Annotated in this window: 21 protein-coding genes; 8 read left to right on the top strand and 13 right to left on the bottom strand. The window is 47.9% G+C overall.

Translation table 11 applies throughout. The annotated features are described in order from the left end of the window. Window positions 1-24: 24 nt before the first annotated feature. From VM802_RS08735 to bioD, 6 genes are all read right to left on the bottom strand, one after another. On the bottom strand, window positions 25-1,653 hold the full coding sequence (locus tag VM802_RS08735) for an amino acid permease (protein ID WP_325529449.1): 1,629 nt from the start codon (window positions 1,651-1,653) through the stop codon (window positions 25-27). Between the two features lie 64 nt (window positions 1,654-1,717). Then, window positions 1,718-2,689 carry a polyprenyl synthetase family protein gene (locus tag VM802_RS08740; RefSeq protein ID WP_325529450.1) on the bottom strand — a complete coding sequence of 324 codons (972 nt, stop codon included), beginning with the start codon at window positions 2,687-2,689 and terminating at the stop codon, window positions 1,718-1,720. A 39-nt stretch (window positions 2,690-2,728) separates the two neighbouring features. Next, on the bottom strand, window positions 2,729-5,440 hold the full coding sequence (gene rnr, locus VM802_RS08745; protein WP_325529451.1) for a ribonuclease R: 2,712 nt from the start codon (window positions 5,438-5,440) through the stop codon (window positions 2,729-2,731). Between the two features lie 15 nt (window positions 5,441-5,455). Further along, window positions 5,456-6,526 (bottom strand): tetraacyldisaccharide 4'-kinase, encoded by a 1,071-nt coding sequence (gene lpxK, locus VM802_RS08750; protein ID WP_325529452.1) that lies wholly within the window; start codon window positions 6,524-6,526, stop codon window positions 5,456-5,458. Window positions 6,527-6,559: 33 nt separating this feature from the next. Next, a complete protein-coding gene (locus tag VM802_RS08755) occupies window positions 6,560-7,138 on the bottom strand; it encodes a 5-formyltetrahydrofolate cyclo-ligase (protein WP_325529453.1) in 579 nt (192 codons plus the stop codon). Next, complete coding sequence (gene bioD / locus VM802_RS08760; protein WP_325529454.1) at window positions 7,128-7,778, bottom strand: dethiobiotin synthase; 651 nt, start codon at window positions 7,776-7,778, stop codon at window positions 7,128-7,130. Before bioD ends, VM802_RS08755 begins: the two co-directional genes overlap by 11 nt. 211 nt (window positions 7,779-7,989) lie before the next feature. Here bioD and VM802_RS08765 point away from each other — a divergent pair, with 211 nt between their 5' ends. The 7 genes from VM802_RS08765 to VM802_RS08795 all read left to right on the top strand — a co-directional run bounded on the left by VM802_RS08765 (window position 7,990) and on the right by VM802_RS08795 (window position 14,854). Beyond that, complete coding sequence (locus tag VM802_RS08765; protein WP_325529455.1) at window positions 7,990-9,348, top strand: pyridoxal-phosphate dependent enzyme; 1,359 nt, start codon at window positions 7,990-7,992, stop codon at window positions 9,346-9,348. Between the two features lie 5 nt (window positions 9,349-9,353). Further along, window positions 9,354-10,136: an ABC transporter substrate-binding protein gene (locus tag VM802_RS08770; RefSeq protein ID WP_325529456.1), complete on the top strand. Its 783-nt coding sequence runs from the start codon at window positions 9,354-9,356 to the stop codon at window positions 10,134-10,136. A 115-nt stretch (window positions 10,137-10,251) separates the two neighbouring features. Then, window positions 10,252-10,695 carry a QcrA and Rieske domain-containing protein gene (locus tag VM802_RS08775; protein WP_325529457.1) on the top strand — a complete coding sequence of 148 codons (444 nt, stop codon included), beginning with the start codon at window positions 10,252-10,254 and terminating at the stop codon, window positions 10,693-10,695. Window positions 10,696-10,904: 209 nt separating this feature from the next. Beyond that, the gene (fbaA, locus tag VM802_RS08780; protein WP_325529458.1) at window positions 10,905-11,972 is read left to right on the top strand and encodes a class II fructose-bisphosphate aldolase; all 1,068 of its coding nucleotides are present in this window, start codon (window positions 10,905-10,907) and stop codon (window positions 11,970-11,972) included. Window positions 11,973-12,205: 233 nt separating this feature from the next. Next, entirely contained in the window at window positions 12,206-13,054 is an 849-nt protein-coding gene (gene accD / locus VM802_RS08785) for an acetyl-CoA carboxylase, carboxyltransferase subunit beta (RefSeq protein ID WP_325529459.1), read from the top strand. 141 nt (window positions 13,055-13,195) lie between these two features. After that, a complete protein-coding gene (gene smpB, locus VM802_RS08790) occupies window positions 13,196-13,633 on the top strand; it encodes an SsrA-binding protein SmpB (RefSeq protein WP_325529460.1) in 438 nt (145 codons plus the stop codon). A 60-nt stretch (window positions 13,634-13,693) separates the two neighbouring features. After that, entirely contained in the window at window positions 13,694-14,854 is a 1,161-nt protein-coding gene (locus tag VM802_RS08795) for a hypothetical protein (protein WP_325529461.1), read from the top strand. 60 nt (window positions 14,855-14,914) lie between these two features. Here the strand turns inward: VM802_RS08795 and trxA are convergent, their stop codons facing one another. The 6 genes from trxA to VM802_RS08825 form a co-directional block, all read right to left on the bottom strand. After that, window positions 14,915-15,217 carry a thioredoxin gene (gene trxA, locus VM802_RS08800; protein WP_325529462.1) on the bottom strand — a complete coding sequence of 101 codons (303 nt, stop codon included), beginning with the start codon at window positions 15,215-15,217 and terminating at the stop codon, window positions 14,915-14,917. 249 nt (window positions 15,218-15,466) lie between these two features. Then, window positions 15,467-16,969 carry a RagB/SusD family nutrient uptake outer membrane protein gene (locus VM802_RS08805; protein ID WP_325529463.1) on the bottom strand — a complete coding sequence of 501 codons (1,503 nt, stop codon included), beginning with the start codon at window positions 16,967-16,969 and terminating at the stop codon, window positions 15,467-15,469. Between the two features lie 10 nt (window positions 16,970-16,979). Next, a complete protein-coding gene (locus VM802_RS08810) occupies window positions 16,980-20,075 on the bottom strand; it encodes a SusC/RagA family TonB-linked outer membrane protein (RefSeq protein ID WP_325529464.1) in 3,096 nt (1,031 codons plus the stop codon). Window positions 20,076-20,509: 434 nt separating this feature from the next. Continuing rightward, the gene (aspT, locus tag VM802_RS08815) at window positions 20,510-22,225 is read right to left on the bottom strand and encodes an aspartate-alanine antiporter (protein ID WP_325529465.1); all 1,716 of its coding nucleotides are present in this window, start codon (window positions 22,223-22,225) and stop codon (window positions 20,510-20,512) included. Between the two features lie 58 nt (window positions 22,226-22,283). Further along, window positions 22,284-22,739: a ribonuclease HI gene (gene rnhA / locus VM802_RS08820; RefSeq protein WP_325529466.1), complete on the bottom strand. Its 456-nt coding sequence runs from the start codon at window positions 22,737-22,739 to the stop codon at window positions 22,284-22,286. A 221-nt stretch (window positions 22,740-22,960) separates the two neighbouring features. Beyond that, window positions 22,961-24,598: an acyl-CoA carboxylase subunit beta gene (locus VM802_RS08825; RefSeq protein WP_325529467.1), complete on the bottom strand. Its 1,638-nt coding sequence runs from the start codon at window positions 24,596-24,598 to the stop codon at window positions 22,961-22,963. 77 nt (window positions 24,599-24,675) lie between these two features. On the opposite strand from VM802_RS08825, the gene VM802_RS08830 reads away from it, so the two are divergent. Beyond that, window positions 24,676-25,134 carry a DinB family protein gene (locus tag VM802_RS08830; RefSeq protein WP_325529468.1) on the top strand — a complete coding sequence of 153 codons (459 nt, stop codon included), beginning with the start codon at window positions 24,676-24,678 and terminating at the stop codon, window positions 25,132-25,134. Here VM802_RS08830 and VM802_RS08835 read toward each other — a convergent pair. After that, a complete protein-coding gene (locus tag VM802_RS08835; protein ID WP_325529469.1) occupies window positions 25,125-26,060 on the bottom strand; it encodes a bifunctional helix-turn-helix transcriptional regulator/GNAT family N-acetyltransferase in 936 nt (311 codons plus the stop codon). The two genes, VM802_RS08830 and VM802_RS08835, sit on opposite strands and share 10 nt — an antisense overlap. Window positions 26,061-26,087 lie beyond the last annotated feature (27 nt).

Here is a 26,087-nt window from a genome sequence, read left to right on the forward strand (position 1 = left end):
ACTACTATTAAGTTACGAAAAATTTTACTTTTTAAGCTTGCTGTGGCTGTAGCTGTAGCAGAAATAGATGACGAGGCCGATTACCAGCCAGATAGAGAACACGATCCAGTTCTTTAGTGCGATCTCGGTCATGAGGTAGAAGCAGCTTAACAGGCCTAACACCGGTATCAGTGAGAGGCTGCGGGTAGCAGCATAGAACGTGATCAGCACGGTTACTACCATAAAAATGAGGAAAGGAATATTGTGTTTCCATACTTCCCAGCCTCCGGCGAAGGAGAGTTTGGCGCCTACTTCATTGCGGAAGAAAATGGCCAGGCCGATTACCAGTACCGGTACAATGATGCGGCCGTTGATATAGGGCAGGCGGAAACGTTGCTGTGTTTTATCATCGTTTTCGTCTCTGGGCAGTATGAGTACGCCACCGCATACCAGGATAAAGGCAAAGAGGGTGCCTATACTGGTAAGATCTGTTACAATGGTGAGGTTGAGGAATAGTGCAGGGATACCTACAATCAGACCGGTGATGATGGTGGCGAAAGAAGGTGTTTTAAAGCGGGGATGTATCTTGCTGAAGCGCTTTGGCAGCAGACCATCGCGGCTCATGCTCATCCAGATACGGGGCTGCCCTATCTGGAATACCAGCAATACACTGGTGGTGGCTACCACGGCGCTCACGGAGATGATATAGCCGACCCATCTGAGGTTTACTTCATCAAATACAAAAGCCAGGGGATCATCTACTTTTAATTTGTAGAAGGGCACCATACCAGTAAGCACCAGAGAGATCAGGATATATAATACTGTGCAGATAATGAGCGAATAGATCATGCCCTTGGGGAGGTCCCGCTGCGGGTTTGCGCATTCTTCCGCGGTAGTGCTCACTGCATCAAAACCGATGTAGGCAAAAAACACAGCGGATACTCCTTTCAGCACGCCGGAAAAACCATTTGGCAGGAAGGGCGACCAGTTGGCCTTATCCACATAAAAGAATCCAACTACGATCACAAACAGGATCACCAGTATCTTAAGCGCCACCATGAAATTGGCGCTGCGTTTACTTTCCCGTATGCCCATATAAGCCAGGTAGGTGATCAGTACTACCACCATGAATGCAGGCAGGTTGAATATGAGCGGCAGGCTGCCGATATGCGGTGCACTGGCAACAATATCAGGCGTAGCGCTGTCGTAGTTGCTGGCCAGCCACTTCGGCAGTTCCAGCCCGATCCCTTTGAGCAAGTTGTTGAAATAGCCGCTCCAGGAAATAGCCACTGCGATATTACCGATGGCGTATTCCAGGATCAGGGCCCAGCCTATTACCCAGGCAGCCAGTTCTCCGAATGTTACATATGAATACGTATAAGCGCTGCCGGAAACCGGTACGCGTGCGGCAAATTCCGCATAGCAGAGAGCAGAAAAGCCACAGGTTATAGCGGTGATGATAAACAGCAGGGATACACCCGGACCGCCGTGAAAAGATGCTTCACCGATAGTAGAGAAAATACCCGCGCCTATTACCGCTGCGATTCCCATTGCTGTCAGGTCTTTCACTTTTAGCACTTTATGCATTCCTCCTTCGTGGCCATCAGATAACCCTTCGTTGGCATCCTTTAAAATAGTGCTAAGTGACTTTTTCCTAAACAGCGAGTTAGACATTGGCTAGTAAAATTACAGTTAAAAGGTAGAGGCGCGAATATAACGCGATTTTAGATACAAAAAACTATTGTTCGCGATTTAAAAGATAGTCAGCAAGTTCCATTAACGGTTTTTTACGGGAGGATAGTACGGCAATATTTTCGAGGCTTTCGAACGCCATCTGCTGGAAGCGGTCTTTTTCCTTTTCTGCCCATACGTCTACTTTGCAACTATGGAAAATATCGAGCACGCGTTCTACTTTATTATCCGGGGATGAAACGAGCAACTCTTTCAGGGCTGTCTTTTCCGCGGGGTTGCACAGTTCCAGCGCTTTCAGGAGCAGGAATGTTTTTTTATTCACGAGGATATCGCCACCTTGTTGTTTTCCGAATTTATCAGGATCGCCGAATGCGTCCAGGTAATCGTCCTGTATCTGGAAAGCGATGCCAATATTTTTGCCGAATGAGTAGATGTGTTCCTGATTGCCTTCACTGCTGCCACCGACGATAGCGCCCAGCTGCAGGCTGGCGGCGAGCAGCACAGAAGTTTTGAGGCCGATCATATTTACATAATCGTTGTATTGTACCTGTTCAGGGTCCATTCCTTCAAAGTCCATATCCAGCTGCTGACCTTCACATACTTCAATAGCGGCTTTGTTGAATACAGAGATGATCTTCTGTTTGTACTTTGACTGTACTTTGTTAAGTCTGTCGTACACACTGATTAACAGGACATCTCCGGCGAGTATCGCAGCCGAATCGCCGAATACGGTGTGCACAGTAGGCTTACCGCGGCGAATGGGTGCTTTGTCCATGATATCGTCGTGTATCAGTGTGAAGTTATGGAACAGCTCCACGGCCATACCAACTGAGAATGCATCGGGATGCAGCGTATCAAACAGTTCATTGCCCATCAGGCACAAAACGGGGCGTATGCGCTTGCCTCCGATGCTGAGCATATGGGAGGCAGCGTTATACAGGCTGGCGGGTTGTTCCGGAAAATGTTGCTTATTGAATTCTTGATTAAACTGTGTAATTAACTCGTTAAATGAATGCATTTCAGGTGGATCTAATTATTTTTTTATTTTTTTATTTTGCTATTTTTTCTTTGCCTTGTTCTTCGCTGTGGGTACTGGTTTCGAAGAGGCTTTCTTCCCGGCTGCCGCTTTTTTCGGAGAAGCCTTTTGTGCAGCTTTTTTGGCTGCTACTTTAGGAGCAACGGCTTTTTTTGGATGGGAAGCTGTTGCTTTTGTTTCTTTTGCAACAGTAGCTTTTTTCACTGCGGCTTTTTTAGCAACAGCTTTTTTAGCGGGTGCTTTCTTCGCATCTGCAGCGGCTTTTTTCGCGGTGGCTTTCTTGGCAACGGCTGTTTTGGCCGGCGTCTTTTTAACGGTAGCAGCGGCATTCTTTGCAGTGGTCTTCTTCACCGCAGGTTTGTCTGCCGATTTTTTGGCGGCAGCCTTTTTCGGTGCAGGTGGCGGGGCCAAAGGCGCTTCAACAACGGCAACCTTCTTTGCTTTTGCATTTCCGGTGGCAGCGGGGACTTTGTCTTTTTTACCGACCGCCTTTTCCTTCTTCGCGCCTGTTTTCTTCGGTGTAGCAGGCTGCGCAGGCACTGCTTCCACAGGTGGCGGTGTAGTTACATCTACAACGTGTGTTTCAACAGCTACCTGGTCCACTACCGGTTCAGGAACTGGTTCCGGCGTAACGGTGACAGCGGGTTGCATTGCAGGTTGTTGCTGCCATGGTTTCTTCGGGATATAATTACCTTGTTTTTCTTTTTTCTTCTTGCGGTTATCTCTCCTATCGTCCCGCTGTTTGGGCAAATTCTGTCTGCGGGTATCGCGTTGTGCGAGTTCTCCCAGTTCACTTTCGAGGTCATAGTCCAGCTGGCGTTTGGCCAGGTTGGAAGCGACCACCCGAATGCTAACCTTATCACCTATACGAAACTTACGGCCGCTGGCTTGTCCGACGAGGGCATATTCATTTTCATTGAAAACAAACTCTTCTCTTTTGTTCAGGTTATGGATGCTTACGAGGCCTTCGCATTTGGTATCCACTGTTTCCACCCAGAAACCGAAATGTGCCACGCCACTGATCACGCCATCAAAAGTATGACCAATGAACTGTTGCATGTATTCCACCTGTTTGTATTTGTTGGCCGCCCTTTCTGCCTCCATTGCTTTGCGTTCCATTTCAGAATCGTGGCGGCATTTCTTTTCCATTTGTTTATCGGGGTGTATGTTACCGGCGAGACATTCAGCCAGGACACGGTGTACCAGTACATCCGGGTGGCGGCGTATCGGAGATGTGAAATGGCAATAGTCTTCGAACCCAAGCCCGTAGTGGCCCACATTATCTACCGTATAGATGGCCTTAGCCATTGTGCGGATACCCAACGTTTCCAGCACGTGCTGTTCCGGTTTGCCTTGCACCATCTGCAGCATGGTATTGAAAGACCGTGCAATATTTTCCGGTGAGCTGGTATCAAACCGGTAACCGAACTTTCCGGCGAATGCAGCAAACACTTTCAGTTTTTCTTCATCCGGCGTATCGTGCACGCGGTAAGGGAAAGGCACGGGTTGCTTGTTAACACGGAGTTTAGAAACATATGCAGCGATGGTCCTGTTGGCCAGGAGCATAAACTCTTCAATCAGCTGATGCGCTTCCTTGCTTTCTTTAATCACGATACCTACCGGCTTGCCGGTTTCATCCAGTTTGAAGCGTACTTCCTGTGAGGAGAAATTGATTGCGCCGTGTGCAAATCTGTCCTGGCGCAATGTCTGGGCAATCTTATTCAGCAGTAATACTTCTGTATCGTAAGGGCCTTCATTTCTCTCGATTGTTTCCTGCACCTCTTCGTAGGTAAAGCGGTGATTGGAATGGATTATGGTCCGGCCTATCCAGTGTTGTTTTACCTCGCCTTTTTCGTTCATCTGGAACATAGCGGAGAAGGTAAGTTTATCTTCATGCGGGCGTAAAGAGCAGAGTTCGTTGGAGATCTTTTCCGGCAGCATGGGCAGCACGCGGTCGGGCAGGTACACAGATGTGGCGCGTTTTTCAGCCTCCTGGTCCAGCGCGGTACCGGGGATTACGAAGTGGCTTACATCGGCAATATGCACGCCTATTTCATACAAGCCGTTTTTGAGCTTGCGGATGGAAATGGCATCATCAAAATCTTTGGCATCAACGGGGTCGATGGTAAAAGTGAGGATCTTGCGGCAGTCTTTACGTTTCTGTATTTCCGCTTCCGTTATATCTTCTTTGATCGCGGCGAGTTCTTTCAATACTTCATCGGGGAAGTTGAGGGGGAAGCCGGCTTCGATGAGGATTTCCTTCATGGCCAGGTCGTTGGTATCGGCAGCATCGAGGATTTCAATGATTTCTCCTACGGGTTTGCGTGATTTCTCTCCCCAGGCTACTATTTTCACGACGGCTTTATCGCCGTTCTTTGCATCTTTGAGTGAGTTGGCCGGGATATAGATATCCGGCATGAACATTCCCTTGTCTGTAATCAGGAACCCGAAGTTCTTATTTACCTGCATGGTGCCGGTAAATTCTGTTTTATTTCGTTTAAGGATGTCCGTTATAACGCCCTCCATACGGCCCTCGTTGCGGGCCTGCTTGATAACATCCACCAGCACTTCATCTTTATCCAGGGCGGTGTGCAGGTTCTTCTGCTTTACCATGATATCTTTGGTAAGGCCGGGCACGATTATGAAGGCCATACCTGACCTGGTCAATTCTACCACACCGCGGAAGGTTTTCTTCTGACCGGCGTGTTTCTTATCTTTCTTCTTTTTACTCATGTTTTGTAGTAAGTATTATTGACTGATAGCAGGCAGGCTCCTGTTTACGTAGTCAAAAATAAAATTATTAAATAATTCCGCCTCATCGAAGAGGAACGAAATTTCGACTGGCATCACGGCGATCTGCAGGTTTTGCGCTGCCAGTGTTTTCCTGAGGAGATGCAGGCGGACGGCATCTTTCTCGGTAGTGATGACAATCTTTTCTGTGCCGGGCATATCGTTCCGTTCTTTTTTGATCTTCTCGATATCTTTCTCCGAATAATAATAATGATCCGGGAAAGGCAGCAGGAACACCTGTGAAAAACGGTTTTGCAGTGTCTGCAGCAATGGCGCCGGCCTTGCTATGCCGCAGGCCAGTAATACGGATGCTTCATGGGAAACGGTTACAGGCTGCAGGCTGGCCATATCATACAGGGTGCCATACTGCAAGGTAGTAAAAAACAGCCGCTGATGAGGCAGCGGGTTAATTTCTTTTTGGAGCGCCTGTTTTTCTGCAACGGACATATCGGGCGGGCACTTGGATACAATGATGCAATTTGCGCGCTCGTATCCTTTGCGGCCTTCTCTCAATCTGCCGAAGGGCACTACATGGTCACGGGTAAAGAGGCGGTTGTAATCTGTGATCAGTATGTTCATTCCTGGTTTGATGGAGCGGTGCTGGAATGCATCGTCCAGCAGTACTACCTGCGTGGCCGGCTCGTCGCCCAATAGCTGGGGGATGGCGAGCATACGTTCTTCTCCTACACAAACGCTGATGTCGGGGAATTTATCATGGAACTGCATGGGTTCATCTCCGATGTCAGCGGCCGTACTGTTTTCATCCGCGAGGATATACCCTTTGGTGCGGCGGTTGTAGCCCCTGCTCAGGGTGGCTATTCTGTAATGCTCTTTCAGCAGCCGGATCATGTATTCCACGTGTGGTGTTTTACCGGTACCTCCGACAGAGAGGTTGCCGGCGGCAATTGTGGGTATATCAAATTCCACGGCGGTGAGCAGGCCTTTGTCATAAAACCTGTTGCGCAGCCACATTACGAGGCCATACAGGAGAGAGAAAGGATATAGTAACAGTTTCAGATATTTCAGCACGATGATAGTTTTAGAATAAGACTGTATCAGGTATTAATTCCTGAAATGGTAAATACGTTCCGGTGTGATCACTGTTTGCAATGGCACATCCCAGTTGTCGATATCGGTAATGGCGGGCACAGGTTCCAGCAGGGAAAGTCCTACTGTACGCACATCGGGGCGACATTGTTTCAGGAAGCGGTCGTACATTCCCTTGCCGTATCCCACGCGATGGCCCAGTATATCGAATGCCAGTAAAGGTACAAATACGAGATCTATCGCTTCGGGCAATACTTCTGTGCCGCTCAGCGGCTCGGGAATACCGAACCTGTTTTTTACCAGGATGGTATTGGGTTCCCAGGCGAAGTGGAACATTTCACCGGTTTTCATATCGGCTTTGGACAGTACCAGCTTGATTTGTGGCTGATGCTCCCTGAGCCAGGATGCCAGTGGCCAGGTGTCCACTTCTTTTTTTTCTGAGATGGGCAGAAAGAGGTGTGCTTGATGAATGCCGTCGTAGGTGAGCCGTCTGCAATTGGCCAGTATCGCCTCATTGAGGGCAGTGGTGGTAACATCGTCCAGGTTGAGCCGTAGCTCCAGGAATTGTTTTCGTATATCCTTCTTAGTGGTCATTCAATAAGGTATTGAGCGGCGCTGAAAGCAGCTGCGCCTGCTGCCGTACAAAGTCCGGGCTAAGCGTTGCCGTCTGCGGGATGCGTCCGATTTTCGGGAATCCGCTCCATCTCACAATATCGTCTTCGTTACTGTTCCTTTCGCCGCCGAAAATCCAGCCGATAACCCTTACGCCTGTACGTTGTAATTCCCTGGCAGTGAGCAGGGAGTGGTTAATGCTGCCCAGATAGTTCTGTGCTACAATGATCACGCCTGCGTTCAGTGTGCGTATGAGGTCTGCGGTGAAAACGGTATCATTTAACGGCACCAGCAGTCCGCCTGCCCCCTCAATTACAAGGGAACGTTGCTCTGGTTGCAAATTGTCTGCCAACCGGGCAATAAGTCCCGCATCGATGGTAATTCCTTCTGCGCGGGCCGCCAGATGCGGCGATGCGGGCATTTCCAGGCAGTAAGCTTCTTTATGACAAACAGTCAGTTTATTGCTGATAAGGGACTGAATGGTCTGTGTATCGGTACCTTCTTCCGTTCCGGCCTGCACAGGTTTCCAGTAATCGGCCTGCAATGCTTCTGTAACACATGCGGACACCACTGTTTTTCCAACGCCAGTCCCAATGCCGGTGATAAATATTCTTTTAGTCATCGGGGACAAAAGTAGGACTTTGATTTGTATGATTCTTTTGATTTTCCTGATGAGAGAAGATTGGGCGGAGATTAGCGGGGAGGATAATAATTGTGTGAAGATCAGTCATGAAGAGGATGGTGGACGGAAGGTTGCTCCGTGTGGATTGGGGCAGTTGATCGCAGATTGCAGGGGATTATGTATTTTCGTCATTGTACAACTTTCTTGTTTTATGAAATATGCAGAAAACATACTTGCAACGATTGGAAATACCCCATTGGTAAAACTGCACCGGGTAACCGCTTCCCTCCCCTGCCCGGTATTTGCCAAAGTAGAGTTCTTTAATCCAGGCAACTCCATCAAAGACAGAATGGCCCTTAAAATGGTGGAAGTGGCAGAACAGAAAGGGCTGCTGAAACCCGGCGGCACCATCATTGAAGGCACTTCCGGTAACACTGGCATGGGACTGGCCCTTGCGGCGGTGATCAAAGGTTACAAATGTATTTTCACCACTACCGACAAACAGTCCAAAGAAAAAGTGGATATTCTGAAAGCTGTGGGCGCAGAAGTGATCGTTTGCCCTACCAATGTAGAGCCTGAAGATCCGCGCTCCTACTACTCTGTATCCAAGAGACTGGCTACTGAGATTCCGAATTCATTTTATGTGAATCAATATGATAACCTTGCTAACCGCGATGCACACTATGAGCAGACTGGTCCTGAAATATGGGAACAGACAGACGGCAAGGTTACGCATCTCATAGTGGCAACCGGCACCGGAGGTACTATCACCGGCACCGGTAAATTCCTGAAAGAAAAAAATCCCAATATTAAAGTATGGGCTATCGATAGCTACGGTTCGTTGCTGAAGAAGTACTTTGAAACCGGGCAGCAGGATATGAACGAAGTGTACCCTTATATTACTGAAGGTATCGGGGAAGATTTTGTGCCGCAGAACTATGATATGGATGTGATTGACGCCTTCGAAAAAGTGACCGATAAAGACGGTGCTGTTATGGCACGCCGTATTACCAAAGAAGAAGGCATCTTTGTGGGCTACTCCGCAGGATCAGCTATCTCTGGGCTTTTACAGCTGAAAGAAAGTCTGAAGCCTACTGACCTTGTGGTAGTCATTTTTCATGATCATGGCAGCCGTTATGTAGGTAAAGTATATAACGACCAGTGGATGATGGAGCGTGGTTTCCTGGATGTAAAGACCGTGAAAGATGTGGTAAATGCGCGCCGTAACCTACCGCTGGTAACTGTTACAGCCGATGAAAAAGTAAGTGATGCGATTGCAAAGATGAAGAAGTTTGATATTGAACATATTCCGGTAATGCATGGCAGCAACATCGTTGGCGCCATCTCAGAGAATGGATTGTTCAATAAACTGATTGATGATGTAAACCTGAAAGACGCACAGGTGCGACAGGTGATGCATGCGCCTTTCCCACTGGTAAGTGAAGACACACCGATAGAAAAGCTCTCTGTATATATTAACCGGGAGAACGGCGCTGTGCTTACCAAAGATGAAAGCGGCGACCATCACATTGTTACCAAATATGATATTATACAGGCGCTGGGAAGATAAGAGTCATGCAATTCACTGATCAGCTCCAACGTACAATAACACTCGCGAAGCTGCCAGGGAAGATCGTTTCCCTGGTGCCTTCGCAAACAGAGCTGCTATATGCGCTTGGCCTTGATGCCGAAGTGGTGGGCATCACCAAATTCTGTGTACACCCTGAAAGCTGGTTCCGTAGCAAGACCCGTGTTGGCGGTACCAAGCATGTACATATTGATATTGTACAACAACTTTCTCCCGATCTTATTATTGCCAACAAGGAAGAAAACACGGCTGCCGACGTTGACGCGCTGGCTGCGCATTTCCCGGTATGGGTCAGTGATATAAAGTGTCTGCAGGACGCTTGTGATATGATCAACGGCGTGGGCGCTGTTACGGGTCGTGCTGTGGAAGCTGCTGCCCTGGTGGAAAAGATACAACAGGGTTTTGCACAACTGTCATGTGCTGCAACACCGATACCTACTGCTTACTTCATCTGGCGAGATCCGTGGATGGCTGCAGGCGGTGACACCTTTATCCATGAGATGTTGTACCGTTGCGGCTTTGAGAATGTGTTCGAACATCTTACCAGGTATCCTTCTATTACGCCTGAGCAACTAGCAGCCAGCGGCAGCAGGTTGGTGTTGTTGTCTTCAGAACCTTATCCTTTTAAAGAAAAACATATTGCCGAGATCCGGGCATACCTGCCGGAGGCCCAGGTGCTATTGGTTGATGGCGAGATGTTTTCCTGGTATGGCAGCCGCCTGCTGGAAGCTCCTGCTTATTTCCGCGAATTGCTTACGCGGCTCCAATAACTTTCACGAGGAGGCAACCTCCTTCTTTCCATTGACGTAAAACAGAGATGACGGCATTCGTTTGATCGACTCGACGAAAGCGAGATATATCTTTTCACTTCATCAAATACCTTTTATGGAAAGAAGAAAATTTGTTTCAGAGATAGGGCTGACGCTGGCACTCGCCTGCACAGCGGGTCTGGCCGCATGCAGCAAAGGCGGCGGCGGATATGGCGGTGGCGGCACCACTCCTCCCGGCAACGGCAATGCGAGGCTCACCGTAGACCTGAATGCAACGTTGCTTAATCCCGGTGATTTCAAAATACAGAATGGCGTTATACTGATACGCACCGGCACGGGTAATACGGCCAGTGCATTTTCTGCATTATCCAGCACCTGCACCCATCAGGGTTGCACCGTGGCCACCTACAATAATACTACCCACCTGATTGAATGTAACGCGCCTTGCGGACATGGCAGCAGATACGCTACCACCGGCGCAGTGAATACGGGTCCGGCTACGGCGGCACTTGCATCCTACAGCATCACTGTAAACGGGAATACACTGACCGTAAGTTGAAGTTATTTTTTTATCACCTGCAAAGTCAATACTGGCAAGCATTCCGGGACATGCTCATTTGTGCCGGATGTAAGGCATCCTTCGTGAGATCCGGGTAAAGTACATTTTTCTTTCCGCAGATTTTCATCTGCAGAAAATTCTTTTCGCTATAAATCTTCTCATTAACTCCTTATATTTGCTTTCCTTTAAAAAAAAATACAACGTAAAGTATGGGAAAATACAGAGCTGGCGTATTATTCGGCGAGGAGCTGGATGCGCTGTACAACGATGCCAAAGACAACGGATTTGCAATGCCTGCCGTGAATGTTGTGGGGACTAACTCCGTTAATGCGGTGCTGGAAACAGCTGCAAAGGTGAATTCTCCGGTTATTATCCAGTTTTCCAATGGTGGCGCCCAGTTTTTTGCAGGTAAAGGAATGCCTAACGATAAACTGCAGGCAAACATTGCCGGTGGTATTTCCGGTGCAAAGCATGTGCATGAAGTAGCCAAATATTATGGCGTTCCTGTAGTATTACATACTGACCACGCTGCCAAAAAGTGGCTGCCCTGGATTGATGGTCTGCTGACTGCCGGTGAAGAATATTTCAAACTGCATGGCCAGCCGCTGTACAGCTCTCATATGCTGGATCTGTCTGAAGAACCTATTGCTGAGAACATTGAAATTTCTCATAAATATTTTGAGAGAATGAATAAACTGGGAATGTCCATCGAGATTGAGCTGGGCGTTACCGGTGGTGAGGAAGATGGTGTGGACAACTCAGGTGTTGACAATTCCAAGCTGTACACCCAGCCTGAAGAAGTAGCTTATGCATACGAAAAATTATCGCAGGTAGGCTCCCGCTTTACTGTAGCTGCGGCTTTCGGTAATGTGCATGGCGTATATTCTCCAGGTAATGTGGAACTGCGTCCTGTGATCCTGCACAACAGCCAGGCGTATATCCAGGAAAAATTCAAGACCCAGGCTAAACCTGTATACTATGTATTCCATGGCGGCAGTGGTTCTCCGAAGCATCAGATCGCGGAAGCGCTGGGTTACGGCGTGATCAAAATGAACATCGATACAGATATGCAGTGGGCGTTCTGGGAAGGGGTGCATGATTACTACGAAGGCAAGAAAGAATACCTGCAGGCCCAGCTGGGTAACCCCGAAGGTGCAGACAAGCCTAACAAGAAATACTATGATCCGCGCGTATGGCTCCGCAAAGGTGAAGAAACCTTTGTAAAGCGCCTTGAAGAAGCGTTCCAGGATCTCAATTGCATTAACAGAAACAAATAGTTGAGATAGCTTTTAATTTTTAAAAGCTAGGTTTCAGTTATTTACTAATGTATTAATTGCATAATAATTACACGGAGGCATCGGTGAATAATATTATATTATCACCTTTGGCTCCGTTTCAGTTATATATACGATTAAAAAAAGTCTTTTTTACCAAGTCTGTATACCTAAACGCTGAAAGGTATTTTATAATTCGTATCTTGCACCACTATTTTCTAATCTAATAGTAAAATATGTCAAGCTGGTTTAAGCGTATTAAACAGGGTATTTCCACTACCACCAGTGAAAAGAAAGAAGCACCGGATGGATTGTGGCATAAGTGCCCAAACTGTAAGAAAACCACCACTGTAAAGGACCTGAAGGAACATTATTATGTTTGTGACAAGTGTAACTATCACAACCGTATTAATTCCGGAGAGTATTTCGAAATTATTTTTGATGATAACCAGTTCGAGGAACTGTTTCCCAATATTTATCCGACCGATTTCCTGGGCTTTAAAGACCTGAAGCCATATTCTGACAGGCTGAAGGAAGCGCAGAAGAAATCCGGGTTGAAAGACGCTATGACAGTAGGCACCGGTACGGTGCTGGGGAACGATCTCGTAGTGGCCTGTATGGACTTCAATTTCATCGGGGGCTCGATGGGTTCTGTAGTAGGTGAAAAAATAGCGCGTTCTATTGACTATTGCATCGTGCACAAGAAGCCTTTGATGATCATTTCCAAATCAGGTGGCGCCCGTATGATGGAAAGTGCGTTCTCTCTGATGCAGATGGCTAAAACATCCGCGAAACTGACACAGCTGGCTAATGCACGGCTGCCTTATATCTCTCTGATGACTGATCCTACCACTGGTGGTGTAACCGCATCTTTCGCTATGCTCGGAGATATGAACATCGCTGAGCCTGGCGCCCTGATTGGTTTTGCTGGTCCCAGGATCATTAAAGAAACCATCAAGAAAGATCTTCCTGCCGGTTTCCAGAGTGCTGAATTCCTGCTGGAACACGGTTTTCTGGACTTCATCATGGACAGAAAAGAATTAAAGACCAAACTCGCCAATGTGTTGAGTTTGTTTAAGAATTAATTTTTGATTTTGGGATTTCGAGATTTTGGAATTTTTAAATACAGCGAAGATTAATACTTGATTTAATTGTCTTCGATGTATTTGAAAATTCCAAAATCTCGAAATCCCAAAATCAAAAATATTTCAATCCCATTAAATTAAATGGCAGAATTAAAGAACAGATCGGCATATTTTGAGTACGCAATAGAGGATAAGTTTATTGCAGGAATGGTATTGACTGGAACAGAGATAAAATCTATACGTGCCAGCAGGGTTAGTTTTAATGATTCCTTCTGCTATTTTTCGAAAGGAGAATTGTTTGTTAAAAGCCTTCATATCGCAGAATACTCCCACGGCACCAGCGCCAATCACGATCCTCTCCGCGAGCGCAAGCTACTGCTCACCAAACGGGAATTGAGAAAGATGGAAAACAAACTGAAAGACAAAGGTTATACCATCGTACCGCTCCGTATATTCCTTTCCGATAAAGGGCTTGCCAAGATGGAAATAGGCATGGGTAAGGGTAAGAAGCTGCATGATAAACGTGAATCCATCAAGCAACGCGAGTCTGACAGGGAAATGCGCCGGATTATCAAATAACGGCACTGCTATCAGGTTTCTGGCAAAGCATTTGCTACGATATTACCAAAACCTGGTACCTTGAAACTACTGAATACCTCCCTTTCGCCAAGGCTTTATGTCCTGGCTCTCCTGCTGTCAGCATTATTCCTGCAATCCTGTATGTCCGGCGAGAAGCTGTATAACAAAGGCCGCTATGATGCCGCTGTTACAGCATTTGTGAAGAAGCTGCATCGCAAGCCGCAGGATGCCACTGCCCTGAAACTTCTCCCGGCAGCTTATGAACAGGCAGTTAAGCTGCATGAAGAACGTGTAAACCGTTTTCTGGCTTCCAACAATGAGCTCAAATGGGAATCTGTTCGTGCGGAGTATCGTACACTGCAAACCCTCTACAATGCCATCCGCAGCTCCCCTGCTGCTATGCAGATCGTAACACCGAAAGATTACAGTAATGCCATTACCGGCGCACAGGAGAACGCTGCGGAGATCCGTTATGAAAGGGGTGTGTCATTGATGGAAAGAGGAGATAAAGCCAGTGCAAGACAGGCATATGATGAATTTGCGGCGACGCTCAAACTGGTCAAGAATTACCGTGACACCAAAACCCGCATGGATGAGGCATTCCAGGCAGCTGTTATCAATGTGGTGGTGAGTGAAGTAGATGTACGTTCACTTTATTATCAATTTACGGCGGATCAATTCAGAGACTACCTGGTCAGAGATTTACAGATGCGTAACATCAACCGGTTTGTGCAATTCTATGATGAACGTGTGGCCCGTGGTCAGAACCTTCGTCCGGATCAATACATTGAGATGCGCTTCCTTGACTTCGTAGTGGGACAGACCTACTATGACCGTATACAGCGGGATGTATCAAAAGAAATTGTCACAGGTACCGCCAAAGACACTTCCGGCAGAATAATCGAAATCAGAACTACTGTAAGGGCTACGCTTTATATTACCACCAAGACTGTTGTATCAAGGGGTATACTGGATTATCGTATTCTTGATACCAATAACAGCGCGGTGTTGCGTACCGACCGTATTCCCGGCAGCTTCACCTGGCAGAATCAATTCGGCACTTATCGTGGCGATTATCGTGCGCTCAGTGAAGAAGACAAGCAGCTAATCGGTGGCCGTGAAGAGATACCTCCGCCTCCTGATGAGCTGTTCAAGTTATTTACCCAACCTATTTTTGATCAGCTGACCCGTGACCTGCAAACATTTTATAACAGGTTTTAGTGTTAAGGGATTAACCTTTAGTAAGCGTTTACTAAAGGTTAATCCCTTAACGCGGCATCCTTATGAAGCGATATGTGAGTTCAGTAACGGTATCAGCTGATGTGCAGGTACTACGCCGCTTTGGCGCCACAATAATTTGCCGCTGCGAAACAGCAGTAAAGTTGGTACACTGCTGATCTGCCACTGGGCAGACAGTTGCGGGTTCTTGTCCACGTCTATTTTAATGATCCGAATCCGCTCACCCAGCTTCTCTTTCACTTCTCTCAAGATTGGCGGTACCATTTTACAGGGGCCACACCAGGTGGCAAAACAATCTATCAGCACCGGCGTATCGGATTGTATGATTGTCTGAAGATTTTCCATAGCACTGCATTTTAAGCCAATCTGCAAAATACCAATTTTTAAGGACCCGGAAATATTCTATAAATCAGGTACACTTCAATACTGTCCGATTATGAACTGGTTATCTACCGTTATTTACTTTACCTGGTTCCTCTCAGCAGGATCATTCCGTGGCTATATTAAAGCCAAAGGCTGACAGCTTTTCAGCCATCAGCCTTCCCGTTATTACGTTTAGTCATTATCGTCAGTAACGTATACGACTAAACGTCATTAATTATTGAGGTTTGGATTATTCTGTACTTCAGCAATCGGAATAGCAAACAGGTAATACGGGCTATTGGGCTTGAATTCAGAACCATCGGGCAGTGCGAGGGTACGGTGACCACGGGCAGCTACCTCCTTGAATGTGCCGTCAGGACGGGGCACGCGGATGATACTGTCGTTGCCATTATAAGACACGAATGATCTCCTTATAACGGAAGCGCCTGTACGAATGATATCAGAGAGCGCAAAACCTTCTCCCCACAGTTCTTTCCTTCTTTCTATCATAATTGCGTCTATCAGGGTCTGGCCTCCGGCTCCGTTGTATGGGGTTGCGTTACGTGCACTACGCAGGGCATTAAGCGCTTCCGTAGCTTTGGCACTGTTACCTGTACGGGCATAGGCTTCCGCTTCTATCAGGTACATTTCTGCAGCACGCATTAACACGAGATCACCCACCATGGCACCTGGATCGCGGAAACGGAACTTCTTGTAGCGCAGGTAACCTTCTTCGTCCGGTAACGTATCCCAGTCGAACAGACGGGTACGTACATCGTTGTTATCGAAGAGGTCCTTGAAATATGGATCCGCCATAAAGCTTTTGTAGTAAGACACCGGAGATGAAACATCCAGGTAGTTGAAGTTATAGCTGGCGTTGCTCTGGTTGGGCGTTTGTCCGTGCCCCCAGATCCATTCAGGGTTGTTGATGTCGTTGAAGCCTTTCAGGTAATCATCAGCGGGCATCAGCGGATAACCCTGGCGTGCAGCGGCTGCATGCGGGATGGCTTCATTGAATTGCCTGTTATAGAGATAAGCCCTTGCCAGCAGCCCTTCCGCTACGTTGAGGTCGATTTTCCATTTTTTTGTCTGATCGCGGGTATAATCTTTCAGCAACGGCAACGCTTTGGTCAGGTCGTCGATTGCCTGCTGATAAACCTGTGCGAGTGTTGACTTCGGTTTACCCTGCGTTTCTGTGCCGGAAGGTTCCGTATAGATGGGAACTGTTTTCGCATTGCGGTCTGCGGCCTGCTGGTAGAAAGAGGCCAGCGTTATATAGCTGTTGGCGCGCAATACATATGCCTGTCCTTTGAGATAGCGGCGTTTTGCATCATCTCCGGGAACGTTGTCCAGCTTATTGATGAGGATATTGCTGTTGTCGATCACCTTATACAATATAGTCCAGAAGCCTCTCACACGCGTTTGTGTCTGATCGGTCATCTCTACGAAAGTATAGGCGTTGCGCAGACCATAAGCAGTGGTTACAGCCACATCGCTGCCCATCGCATCGCTGGTGAGGTGGATGGACTTATAGCCTGGTGTGGCATATGTGAAGAACTCTTCAAACATATAGGACCAGGTTCCGTTGATGATCGTTTCGGCATTATCAACGCTGTTGAGTACCTGATCTTCCGGCACTGCATTGGTGGGCCTTGTATCAAGAAAATCCTTGTTGCAGGCCGCCAGTGTAGCGATGGTGAGTATTGCGGAGAAAATGAGTTTTTTCTTTTTCATGATACGATTTTTAGAAGCTCAGATTAACGCCGGCAGATAGTGATTGGATAGCCGGATAACGATAATAGGTAGTACCATCTACTGTCTGCTCAGGGTCCATACCTTTGTGATTATAGATGGTCAGGAGGTTTTCGCCCTGAAGGTAAACAGTAACGTTGTTCAGGTGCGCCCTTTCCATCAATGGCTTAGGCAGTGTATAGCTCAGGTTGACACTCTTCAGACGTGCATAGGAAGCATCGTAGAGGAAGCGTGTGGATGCCGAAGTCCAGTTAGTATTCTGGGTTGTGAGCTTGGGTACATCGGTGTTTCTGTTATCAGGTCTCCAGGCATCTTTCATTTCAGCAGACCATGCGCGACCGGGGGTATTACCAGTTCCCATGAGCATAGTGTAGTCCAGATCCAGTACTTTACCACCGAGGCTGTAAGTAATCAGGAAGGAGAAAGAAAATCCTTTGTACGTGAATGTATTGGTCAGACCGCCATATATATCAGGCAGTGATGAACCGGCATAATATTGTGTAGCAGCTGCATAGTTGCTGGTATCTCTGATCTTGCCATCGGCGGTAGTATAATGCCACATGGGGGCGCCGGTATTGGGATTTACACCAGACCACTCTCTCAGCCAGAAATCGTAGATGGATTTTCCCACCATCAGTTTTTTATACCCGCTATTGGTGATGATCTCTTTGCGCGGCAGTTCAGTGATTTTGTTTTTGTAGTGGGTAAGATTGAGATCTACTGTCCAGCTGAAGTCTTTTGTTTTAACCGGAATACCATGCAGGTTTACATCCACACCGGTGTTTTTCAGCTCACCGATGTTTTCATCGATAGCACCATAGCCTATTGAAGGTGGCAGTGGTTTGGAATACAGCAGGTCTTTTGATTTACGCTGGAAGAATTCCACTGTACCGCCCAGCCTGTTGTCGAACACAGAGAAATCTACACCCAGGTTGAGGTTGAGGTTTGTTTCCCATTTCAGTTTATTGTTGTAGAGGTTTCTGCGGTAGGTCCCCCCTTCACCGAGGTTGCTGGTTACTACCATCAGAGGCAGGTAGTTGTAATAAGCTGAAGCGCCGAGGTTATCGTTGCCCTGTGCACCGTAGCTGGCGCGGAGTGTGAGCAGGTTAAGCCAGGAGCTTTTCTTCAGGAATTCCTCTTCAGTGGCTTTCCAGGATCCGCCTACAGACCAGAAAGTACCCCATCTTCTGTCTGGTGCGAAGCGTGAAGAACCATCGCGGCGCAGTGAACCGGAGAGGAAGTATTTTCCTTTGTAGTCATATTCCGCGCGGCCGAGGAAGCTGGACAGTGTGTAGGTGTCGGCGTACCCTTCCAAGCCTTTGATCAATGCAGCATCATCCAGTTGATCCAGTCCGGGTACGGATAAGGAGAGTCCTGATTTAGATCCGTCGATGTAAGTGTATTTATATTTATACGCTTCCTGGCCTGCGAGCAGGTTCAGGTGATGTATCTGATTGAATGTTTTTTCGTAGGTGAAGATGTTGTTAAAGGTCCAGCTGAAAGTGCGGTAGCTGGCCTTTCTTACGGTACCTCCTACTTCTGCATCGAAGCCGAGGGTCGGGTTCGTGTAGTCGTGCTCGTTACGGGCGGAGTAATCGGCGTTATAGCTTGTTTTAAACTTCAGGCCGTCCCAGATGGAGGCTTCTCCGTAGGCGCGTGCAGACACATCATCGCGGAGTACGTTGTGCTTGTCGATGCCGGAAGTCTGAACGAGGTTGCTTCTTGGATAAGCGGCATCAGGGCGGTAAGCGCCGTAATCGAATATTTTGTTGCCGTTTGCGTCACGTAATAATGCGCCGCTGGCGTCATGCTGATAAACCGGGTAGAAGCCGGCGATGTTGCGGCCATAGATCACATAGTTGTCAGTACGGCTATCTTCAGAAGGAGGCGCCTGCTGATCAGAGTGTGCAGCACTTACGTTCAGACCTACTTTCAGCCATTTTCTTGCATCTACATCTAAGTTGGTGCGAACATTATAGCGTTTGAAGCCGGAGCCCAGATAGATACCCTGATTGTCGAGGTAACCACCGGAGATAAAGTAGCGTGTTTTGTCAGTAGCGCCGCTGATGCTGAGATCGGCTTCTGTGCGTCTGCCGGTACGTTGCATTTCTTTATCCCAATCATAGTTCCACAATGGCTTTGCGCCTGCGGCGAGTTTGCCGTCAAGTCCTACCGGTTGCGGGAATGCGGCGCCGTAGGGATTGATACCAAGATCGCTCACCAGTCTGCTGGTGGCTCTCTTTGCAGCAGCTACCGAGTCCAGTCTGTTGGTAAGCCCTGCGTTGAAGAGTGCGCGCCAGTACATCTGGAAATAATCATCTGTAGATACGCGGTCGTAGTTGTCCACAGCTCTTTTAGAGAAGCCCTGACTAACGCGCACGTCGATATTACTTCCTTTCTTTCCTTTTTTAGTTGTGATGATGATAACGCCGTTTGCACCGCGTGAGCCGTACAATGCGCTGGAGGCTGCATCTTTCAGTACGCTTACAGACTCGATGTCGTATGGGTTGATAGCATTGACGTTGCCGCTGTAAGGTACGCCGTCCACTACATACAGCGGATCAGATGAAGCGTTGATGGAGCCTATTCCTCTGATACGGATGGTTGCATCCGCACCGGGCTGGCCGCTTTTGGTGGTACTTTGTACCCCCGGAGCAAGGCCCTGCAGTGCATTGGATACGTTGGAGATCTGCCTGTTCACCAGTTCGGTTCCTTTGATCTGTGCAACGGAACCGGTGTAGGAGTTTTTCTTCGCCGTACCGTATGCAATTACTACTACCTCATCGATATCTTTACCGGAAGACTGTAAGGTGATGGTAAGCGGAGATGCGCTGATGGCGGTTTCCTGTGGTTTCATGCCGATGAAAGTGATCACAAGTGTAGTGGCGGCAGGATCATTTACATCCAGTTTGAAATGACCGGAAGCATCGGTCACGGTTCCTTTGGTGGAGCCCTTCACCACTACGGTGGCGCCAGGAAGCGGCTCTTTCTCTACGGCAGAGAAGACGGTACCTGTTACGGTCCGTGTTTGTGAAAATGCCGCCAGAGGTCCCAGCAGCAATAAAAAGACTAGCAATCGTTGTAACATAGCTACAAAATGTTGGATTGGTTTAAGTGAAAATTACCGGCAATACGGTGACAGCTCCTCTCCGGGCTGGCGGAGAGGCAGAATGGTATTGCGATGCATCCTCTTGTTGGTAAAGCGTGAGGTTAGTTGCTACAACAGCAACTTAAATGATTGGCGTTGCATGGCTGGTTCCTTTCTTCCATAAATGGCTTCCTTTGTGATCAATTAGTATTACTCTATTATTCCTATAGACTAATGGGACGCAAAGCTAAACCCTTTTAACCTAATCAACAAAAGAAATGTTAAAAAAAACGAAAAAACTTCAGCCGGATAGTAATAAAGTCAATGCAGTAAAAGATTTTGGAATTACATGGTTTTACATATCAAGACAAAAATAGGATCTGCATATAGTTTTTGCAACTATTAAATGATCAGCGGTAATCTTCATCAGCAGATCATCCGCCTTTATGCATCAGCAAAACGATCACGACACCGGAAGCGGTGAGCGTGATATTAGCTACTGCATAAGCCACTGTATAACCCAGCGCAGGCACTTTACTGTTGAGAGCGTCCTGTACGGCCAGCAAGGGCGCCGACTCATCGTGTGCGCCAGCACAGGCTCCCAGTCCGATAGCCGGATGAAATTTAAAAATGTATTTCGACAGAAAGAGTGCCAGCACCATTGGCAGCAGACTTAGTACGAGGCCTGCCAGAAACAGGGTGAGTCCTTCTTCTTTCAATCCACTCACAAAACCTTCACTGGACGTGAGTCCTACGATAGCGATAAAGACATGTAGTCCCAACTTCGACAATACCCATTGTGCTGAGGGCGGGATATAGCCGAAGCGCGGATTCACGCCACGCAGCCAGCCGAAGAATAAACCCGCCAGCAGCGCGCCTCCGCTGGTACTTAATTCAAGCGGCACATTACCAATACGGACACTCAATGCACCCACGAGTGTGCCTAGTACAATACCGCCTGCGAGGTACACAATATCTGTTTCCACGCCAGTGCGTTCTTTATAACCAAGTATAGACACCGCAGCGTCCAGCTCCTGCTGTATGGCCACCAATTCTGCTACATCGCCTTTCTGGAGTATGGTGTGACCGCTCAGTGGTATTTCGATACCAGCGCGGGTAATCTTCCTCACACTAACCCCATGCAACTCTGGTTCATGGATCACTTCTCCGATGGGCCGGTTCACTGCGCGTTTGTTCGTGATAACTACGTTCACAGTATGCACCGGAAATGTGAGCAGCTCTGCATCAGCTACTTCTTTGCCCAGCAGCGCTTCTGCCGCAATTGCTGAACTGCGCTGCCCTCCTACGCCAATAATATCTCCGGGAAGGATCACAAAGTTCGGGCTTACATTCATCAGCTTTCCTTCTCTCCTCACCCTCAGAATATATAATAGTTGTTTTTGGTCGAGCAATACTTTCTCAATTGCCGATACGGGTTTACCATTACCGATCAGGTCATCATTCACAACATAGGCCCGGAAGGCCACCTGGTCGTATGCATTGCGGATATTACCTTGTCCATCTGCGACGGGATCGCTGATCTGGTCTTCCATCTCTTTGGTTATTGCTATCAGCTTTGCACGGCTGCCGGACATAAACCAGGGGCCAATTACCGACAGAAACCAACTGGTGCCGGCCGTACCGAAGATATATGTTACTGCATATGCCACGGGTATCTGATTGATTAGTGTTGTTTTTTCCGTATCGGAGATATTCAGTTCTCCAATAGTGTTGGATGCCACGCCAATGATAGCGGAACAGGTGTTGGCACCGGACATCAGTCCGGCTGCAGTACCGGTGTCAAAATGCAGCAAAGACGCGATAAGCCAACAGAACAGGAGGCTGCTGCAGCACACGATGAAAGAGAACAATGCAATGGGCAAACCATCTTTACGCAATCCCTGAAAGAACTGCGGGCCTATACCATAGCCTGTGCAGAAAAGGAAGAAGAGGAAGAAGATGGATTTTGCGGTACCGGGGATTTGTACATGTATGCTGCCAATGGCGATACCTACTAATAATACGCCAGTAACGGTGCCTAATGTAAACCCTTTGATATGCACCCTGCCTATCAGGAATCCGATCAACAGGGTAAGCATAACTGCTATTTCAGGATATTTCTGTAACGTTTCTATCAACCAGGGGAGCATAACAGATACAATGATGCATCTATACTACAACCCAGTGTAACAATTGGTTCGGTTGGTATTAATTTTCGCTTTCGAAGCCTTCATCAATGAGCCAGTTGCCGCTATCGGCAGCTTGTGTAGCCAGTTCATCACAGCGATTGTTGAAGGGATTGCTGGCATGTCCTTTCACCCATTGCATTTTTACGCGGTGCTTTTTATAAAGTGGGATAAAGCGCGTCCAGAGGTCTTTATTCTTTTTATCCCTGAATCCGGTTTTCACCCAGCCCCACAGCCATCCTTTCTCGATACTGTCAACTACATACTTGCTGTCTGTAAAGATGATCACATCCAGTCCTTCGCGTGTAAGCGTTTCCAGTCCTGTGATCACGGCCAGCAGTTCCATTCTGTTGTTGGTGGTTTTACGATACCCCTGTGATAATTCTTTTCTTACCTTTCCCCATATCAGCAGTATCCCATAACCGCCGGGGCCGGGATTTCCGCGCGATGCACCGTCTGTATAAATGTGTAGTTCCACGACTGTGATTTCTTATAATGTGTGAAGATTTGCGCGAAGATAGAGTTTTGTTTTTTGTCTGAACTGTGATTTGTGTGATTCGTTTGATTTTTCTGATGAGTGAAGAGCATATTGCTTTATTAAAGCGAATAACCCATCTGATACTATCAGACAGGTTATTCATGCTTATCTTTTGTCAGAAAAATCAGTTGAATTACATCAATTACTATCCGGTGCTTTGCTCAGACCTGGAACACGCCTACGTTAAATGGTTGTTCAACTGGTGCATTGTTGGCGGCTTTGATACTTTCGGATATACGTTGACGTGTGTCAAGCGGATCGATGATATCATCTACCCAGAGGCGGGCTGCAGCATAGTAAGGGGTGGTCTGGCTGTTGTATTTATCGGTGATTTCTTTGAGAAGTTTTGCTTCGTCTTCGGGGCTGATCTCCTGCCCTTTGGCTTTGAGGGAGGCCACTTGTATCTGCAATAATGTTTTGGCAGCCTGTTCCCCCCCCATCACTGCTATCTTAGCGGAAGGCCATGCATATATGAAGCGGGGATCATAGGCTTTGCCGCACATGGCGTAATTGCCTGCTCCGTATGAGTTACCGATGATTACGGTTATCTTGGGTACTACGGAATTAGATACTGCATTTACGAGTTTTGCGCCGTCTTTGATGATGCCGGCATGTTCGCTTCTGCTGCCTACCATAAAGCCGGTAACATCCTGGAGGAATACCAGCGGAATTTTTTTCTGGTTGCAGTTCATGATGAAGCGTGCGGCTTTGTCGGCGCTGTCGTTATAGATAACGCCGCCCATTTGCATTTCGCCTTTGCGGCTTTTCACTATTTTACGCTGGTTGGCAACGATGCCTACGGCCCATCCATCTATTCGTGCATAACCGCAAAGGATACTCTTGCCATAGTCCTGCTTGTACTGATCAAAAGCTGAATCATCTACGATACGGGCGATGATGTCCAGCATATCATAGGGGCGGCTGCTGTCGGCGGGGAGTATGCCTGCCAGTTCTTCGTGCGGCTTTGCCGGCGCCACCGGTGCGATGCGGTCGAAACCAGCGTTGGGGGTATGTCCCAGCTTGCCAACGATACGTTTTATCTGGTCCAGGCATTCTTCGTCTGTTTTAAATTTATAGTCGGCGATACCTGAAATTTCGGTGTGCGTTACGGCTCCGCCCAGTGTTTCGGCATCTACATCTTCTCCAATGGCGGCTTTTACGAGATAAGGCCCTGCCAGGAAGATAGAGCCGTTGCCTTCCACCATCAGGACTTCATCGCTCATGATGGGGAGGTAAGCGCCACCGGCTACGCAACTGCCCATTACGGCTGCGATCTGGGTGATGCCCATCGCGCTCATGCGTGCATTGTTGCGGAAGATGCGGCCAAAGTGCTCTTTATCGGGGAAGATTTCGTCCTGCATGGGAAGGAATACGCCGGCGCTGTCTACCAGGTATATAACGGGCAGGTGATTTTCCATGGCTATTTCCTGGAGGCGCAGGTTCTTTTTGCCGGTTATCGGGAACCATGCTCCGGCTTTCACGGTCATGTCGTTGGCTACGATCATGCACTGACGGCCGCTGACATAGCCAATACCGCCCACTGTACCTCCCGCGGGGCATCCTCCATATTCTTCATACATTTCATATCCGGCAAAGGCGCCTATTTCGGTGAAGGGCGTGTCTTTATCTACCAGGTATTGAATACGTTCCCTGGCGGTGAGCTTGCCACGTTGTCTTACTTTCTCCAGACTCTTTTTCCCGCCGCCCTGCTCGATCACCCCCATGCGTTGTTTCATGGTGCTGATAGCACGGCGCATGATATCCTCATTTTTATTCAGTTCCAGTTCTTCCTGCTTCATAACGTTTGTTTGTTTTGGTTTTACTTCTAAAAATAGGTACAAATAGATTAAATTACGCAAAGCCAAAAATTAATTTTATGCAGCTTACAGACCACCTGGCCAGTTCCATAGAAAACCTGTATGACGGTAAGCCATGGCTGGACGTCACTTTCCGTGAACATCTCAGCAGGGTGGATGCAGTACAGGCTTCCAGGCGGCTGCGGGAATCCAACTGCATCTGGCAGATCGTTAACCACGTTATATACTGGCATCAGCGTGTACAACGCTATATATACAATGAAGCCCCTGAGCAAGAGGGTGACCTACCTGATTTTTACATGCCTGAGAATCATGGGGAGGAAAACTGGCAGGCTACCCTACACCGCCTGCAGCACTCTTTTGAGCAGATGGGCGCTACGGTGCGCAAGTTCCCGGAAGACAAGCTATTCGAGCCATTCCCGGGTACGGAGAAGCCAGCTATTTATTTTTTACAGGGGGTTGCGGAGCATGATGCTTACCATATGGGGCAGATAGTTTTGCTGCGGCTTTATGCATGAACCACCTCCATTTCGTAGCGCTGTTCGTACATTTCCTGTCCCCATAGCTGCATGAACTTCTCGCCTGTTTTGTGAAAGCCAGCTTTCTTATACATTTCTATAGCGGTGGTCTGCATACTGGTGGTGAGCAGGTATACTTTTGAATAATTCTTTTCCCGACAGAAAGCCATAGCCATATTGAGCAGCTGCCTGCCCAGTCCCCTGCCCCTGAAATCGGGATGTACCAGGAACCAACGCAACTGTGCCATGTAGCGCGAGGCGCCTAATATCGCTACGGCGCCCACGATCCTGCCATCGGCTACCGCCAGGAACACCCGGTCCTTACTGGTGTTATAGGTAGTCAGAAAATCCTGGAAGGTTTTACATACATAAGCTTCGAACTCAAGATTATAGCCTGTTTCGCGGGCATAGAGCACCCCATGCAAGTGAATGAGGTAACCAATATCTCCCGGCTGGAGGTCATAACGGTAATGGATATCCGTAGTTGGCGATGGTTGGCTGGTCAGTATGCTTTCAATTGTTTTCATCGCGCTTGCTACCTGTTCTTGCTGGTGGGTAGCGAGCGGCTCCAGCAACTGACTGATTTCACCGGAAGATCTTTCATTGAGCATGGTCATCAGCTTCCTGCCTTTGGGAGAAAGGTGCAAAAAGAAGGTACGGCCATCTGCGGATGACTGCTGCCGGGCTATGAGGGCAGCCTTTTCAAACTTCCGGAGCATGCGGCTCAGGTACCCGCCGTCTACCTTCAGGGTTGACGTCAGATAACCGGCTGTACATTTCTCCTGCTGGCCGATTTCATAAAGTACCCTGACTTCGGAAAGAGAATAATCGCTTTGCAAGATATGATTATCCAATACACCTATCACACCGGTATAAAAGCGGTTGAAATGGCGTATATCTGCTACCGTATTGTTTTCAGAAGACATATGATGTTGTTTATCAGCATGAAATTA

Origin of the sequence: Chitinophaga sp. (genome assembly GCF_035538455.1) — a bacterium.
Taxonomy (GTDB): Bacteria; Bacteroidota; Bacteroidia; order Chitinophagales; family Chitinophagaceae; genus Chitinophaga.

Excerpts from the sequence above, each read along its gene's own strand:
- VM802_RS08735 (WP_325529449.1), bottom strand. The coding sequence starts at position 1,653 with ATGTCTAACTCGCTGTTTAGGAAAAAGTCACTTAGCACTATTTTAAAG.
- VM802_RS08740 (WP_325529450.1), bottom strand. The coding sequence starts at position 2,689 with ATGCATTCATTTAACGAGTTAATTACACAGTTTAATCAAGAATTCAAT.
- rnr (WP_325529451.1), bottom strand. The coding sequence starts at position 5,440 with ATGAGTAAAAAGAAGAAAGATAAGAAACACGCCGGTCAGAAGAAAACC.
- VM802_RS08755 (WP_325529453.1), bottom strand. The coding sequence starts at position 7,138 with ATGACCACTAAGAAGGATATACGAAAACAATTCCTGGAGCTACGGCTC.
- bioD (WP_325529454.1), bottom strand. The coding sequence starts at position 7,778 with ATGACTAAAAGAATATTTATCACCGGCATTGGGACTGGCGTTGGAAAA.
- VM802_RS08765 (WP_325529455.1), top strand. The coding sequence starts at position 7,990 with ATGAAATATGCAGAAAACATACTTGCAACGATTGGAAATACCCCATTG.
- VM802_RS08770 (WP_325529456.1), top strand. The coding sequence starts at position 9,354 with ATGCAATTCACTGATCAGCTCCAACGTACAATAACACTCGCGAAGCTG.
- VM802_RS08775 (WP_325529457.1), top strand. The coding sequence starts at position 10,252 with ATGGAAAGAAGAAAATTTGTTTCAGAGATAGGGCTGACGCTGGCACTC.
- fbaA (WP_325529458.1), top strand. The coding sequence starts at position 10,905 with ATGGGAAAATACAGAGCTGGCGTATTATTCGGCGAGGAGCTGGATGCG.
- accD (WP_325529459.1), top strand. The coding sequence starts at position 12,206 with ATGTCAAGCTGGTTTAAGCGTATTAAACAGGGTATTTCCACTACCACC.
- smpB (WP_325529460.1), top strand. The coding sequence starts at position 13,196 with ATGGCAGAATTAAAGAACAGATCGGCATATTTTGAGTACGCAATAGAG.
- trxA (WP_325529462.1), bottom strand. The coding sequence starts at position 15,217 with ATGGAAAATCTTCAGACAATCATACAATCCGATACGCCGGTGCTGATA.
- VM802_RS08805 (WP_325529463.1), bottom strand. The coding sequence starts at position 16,969 with ATGAAAAAGAAAAAACTCATTTTCTCCGCAATACTCACCATCGCTACA.
- VM802_RS08810 (WP_325529464.1), bottom strand. The coding sequence starts at position 20,075 with ATGTTACAACGATTGCTAGTCTTTTTATTGCTGCTGGGACCTCTGGCG.
- aspT (WP_325529465.1), bottom strand. The coding sequence starts at position 22,225 with ATGCTCCCCTGGTTGATAGAAACGTTACAGAAATATCCTGAAATAGCA.
- VM802_RS08825 (WP_325529467.1), bottom strand. The coding sequence starts at position 24,598 with ATGAAGCAGGAAGAACTGGAACTGAATAAAAATGAGGATATCATGCGC.
- VM802_RS08830 (WP_325529468.1), top strand. The coding sequence starts at position 24,676 with ATGCAGCTTACAGACCACCTGGCCAGTTCCATAGAAAACCTGTATGAC.
- VM802_RS08835 (WP_325529469.1), bottom strand. The coding sequence starts at position 26,060 with ATGTCTTCTGAAAACAATACGGTAGCAGATATACGCCATTTCAACCGC.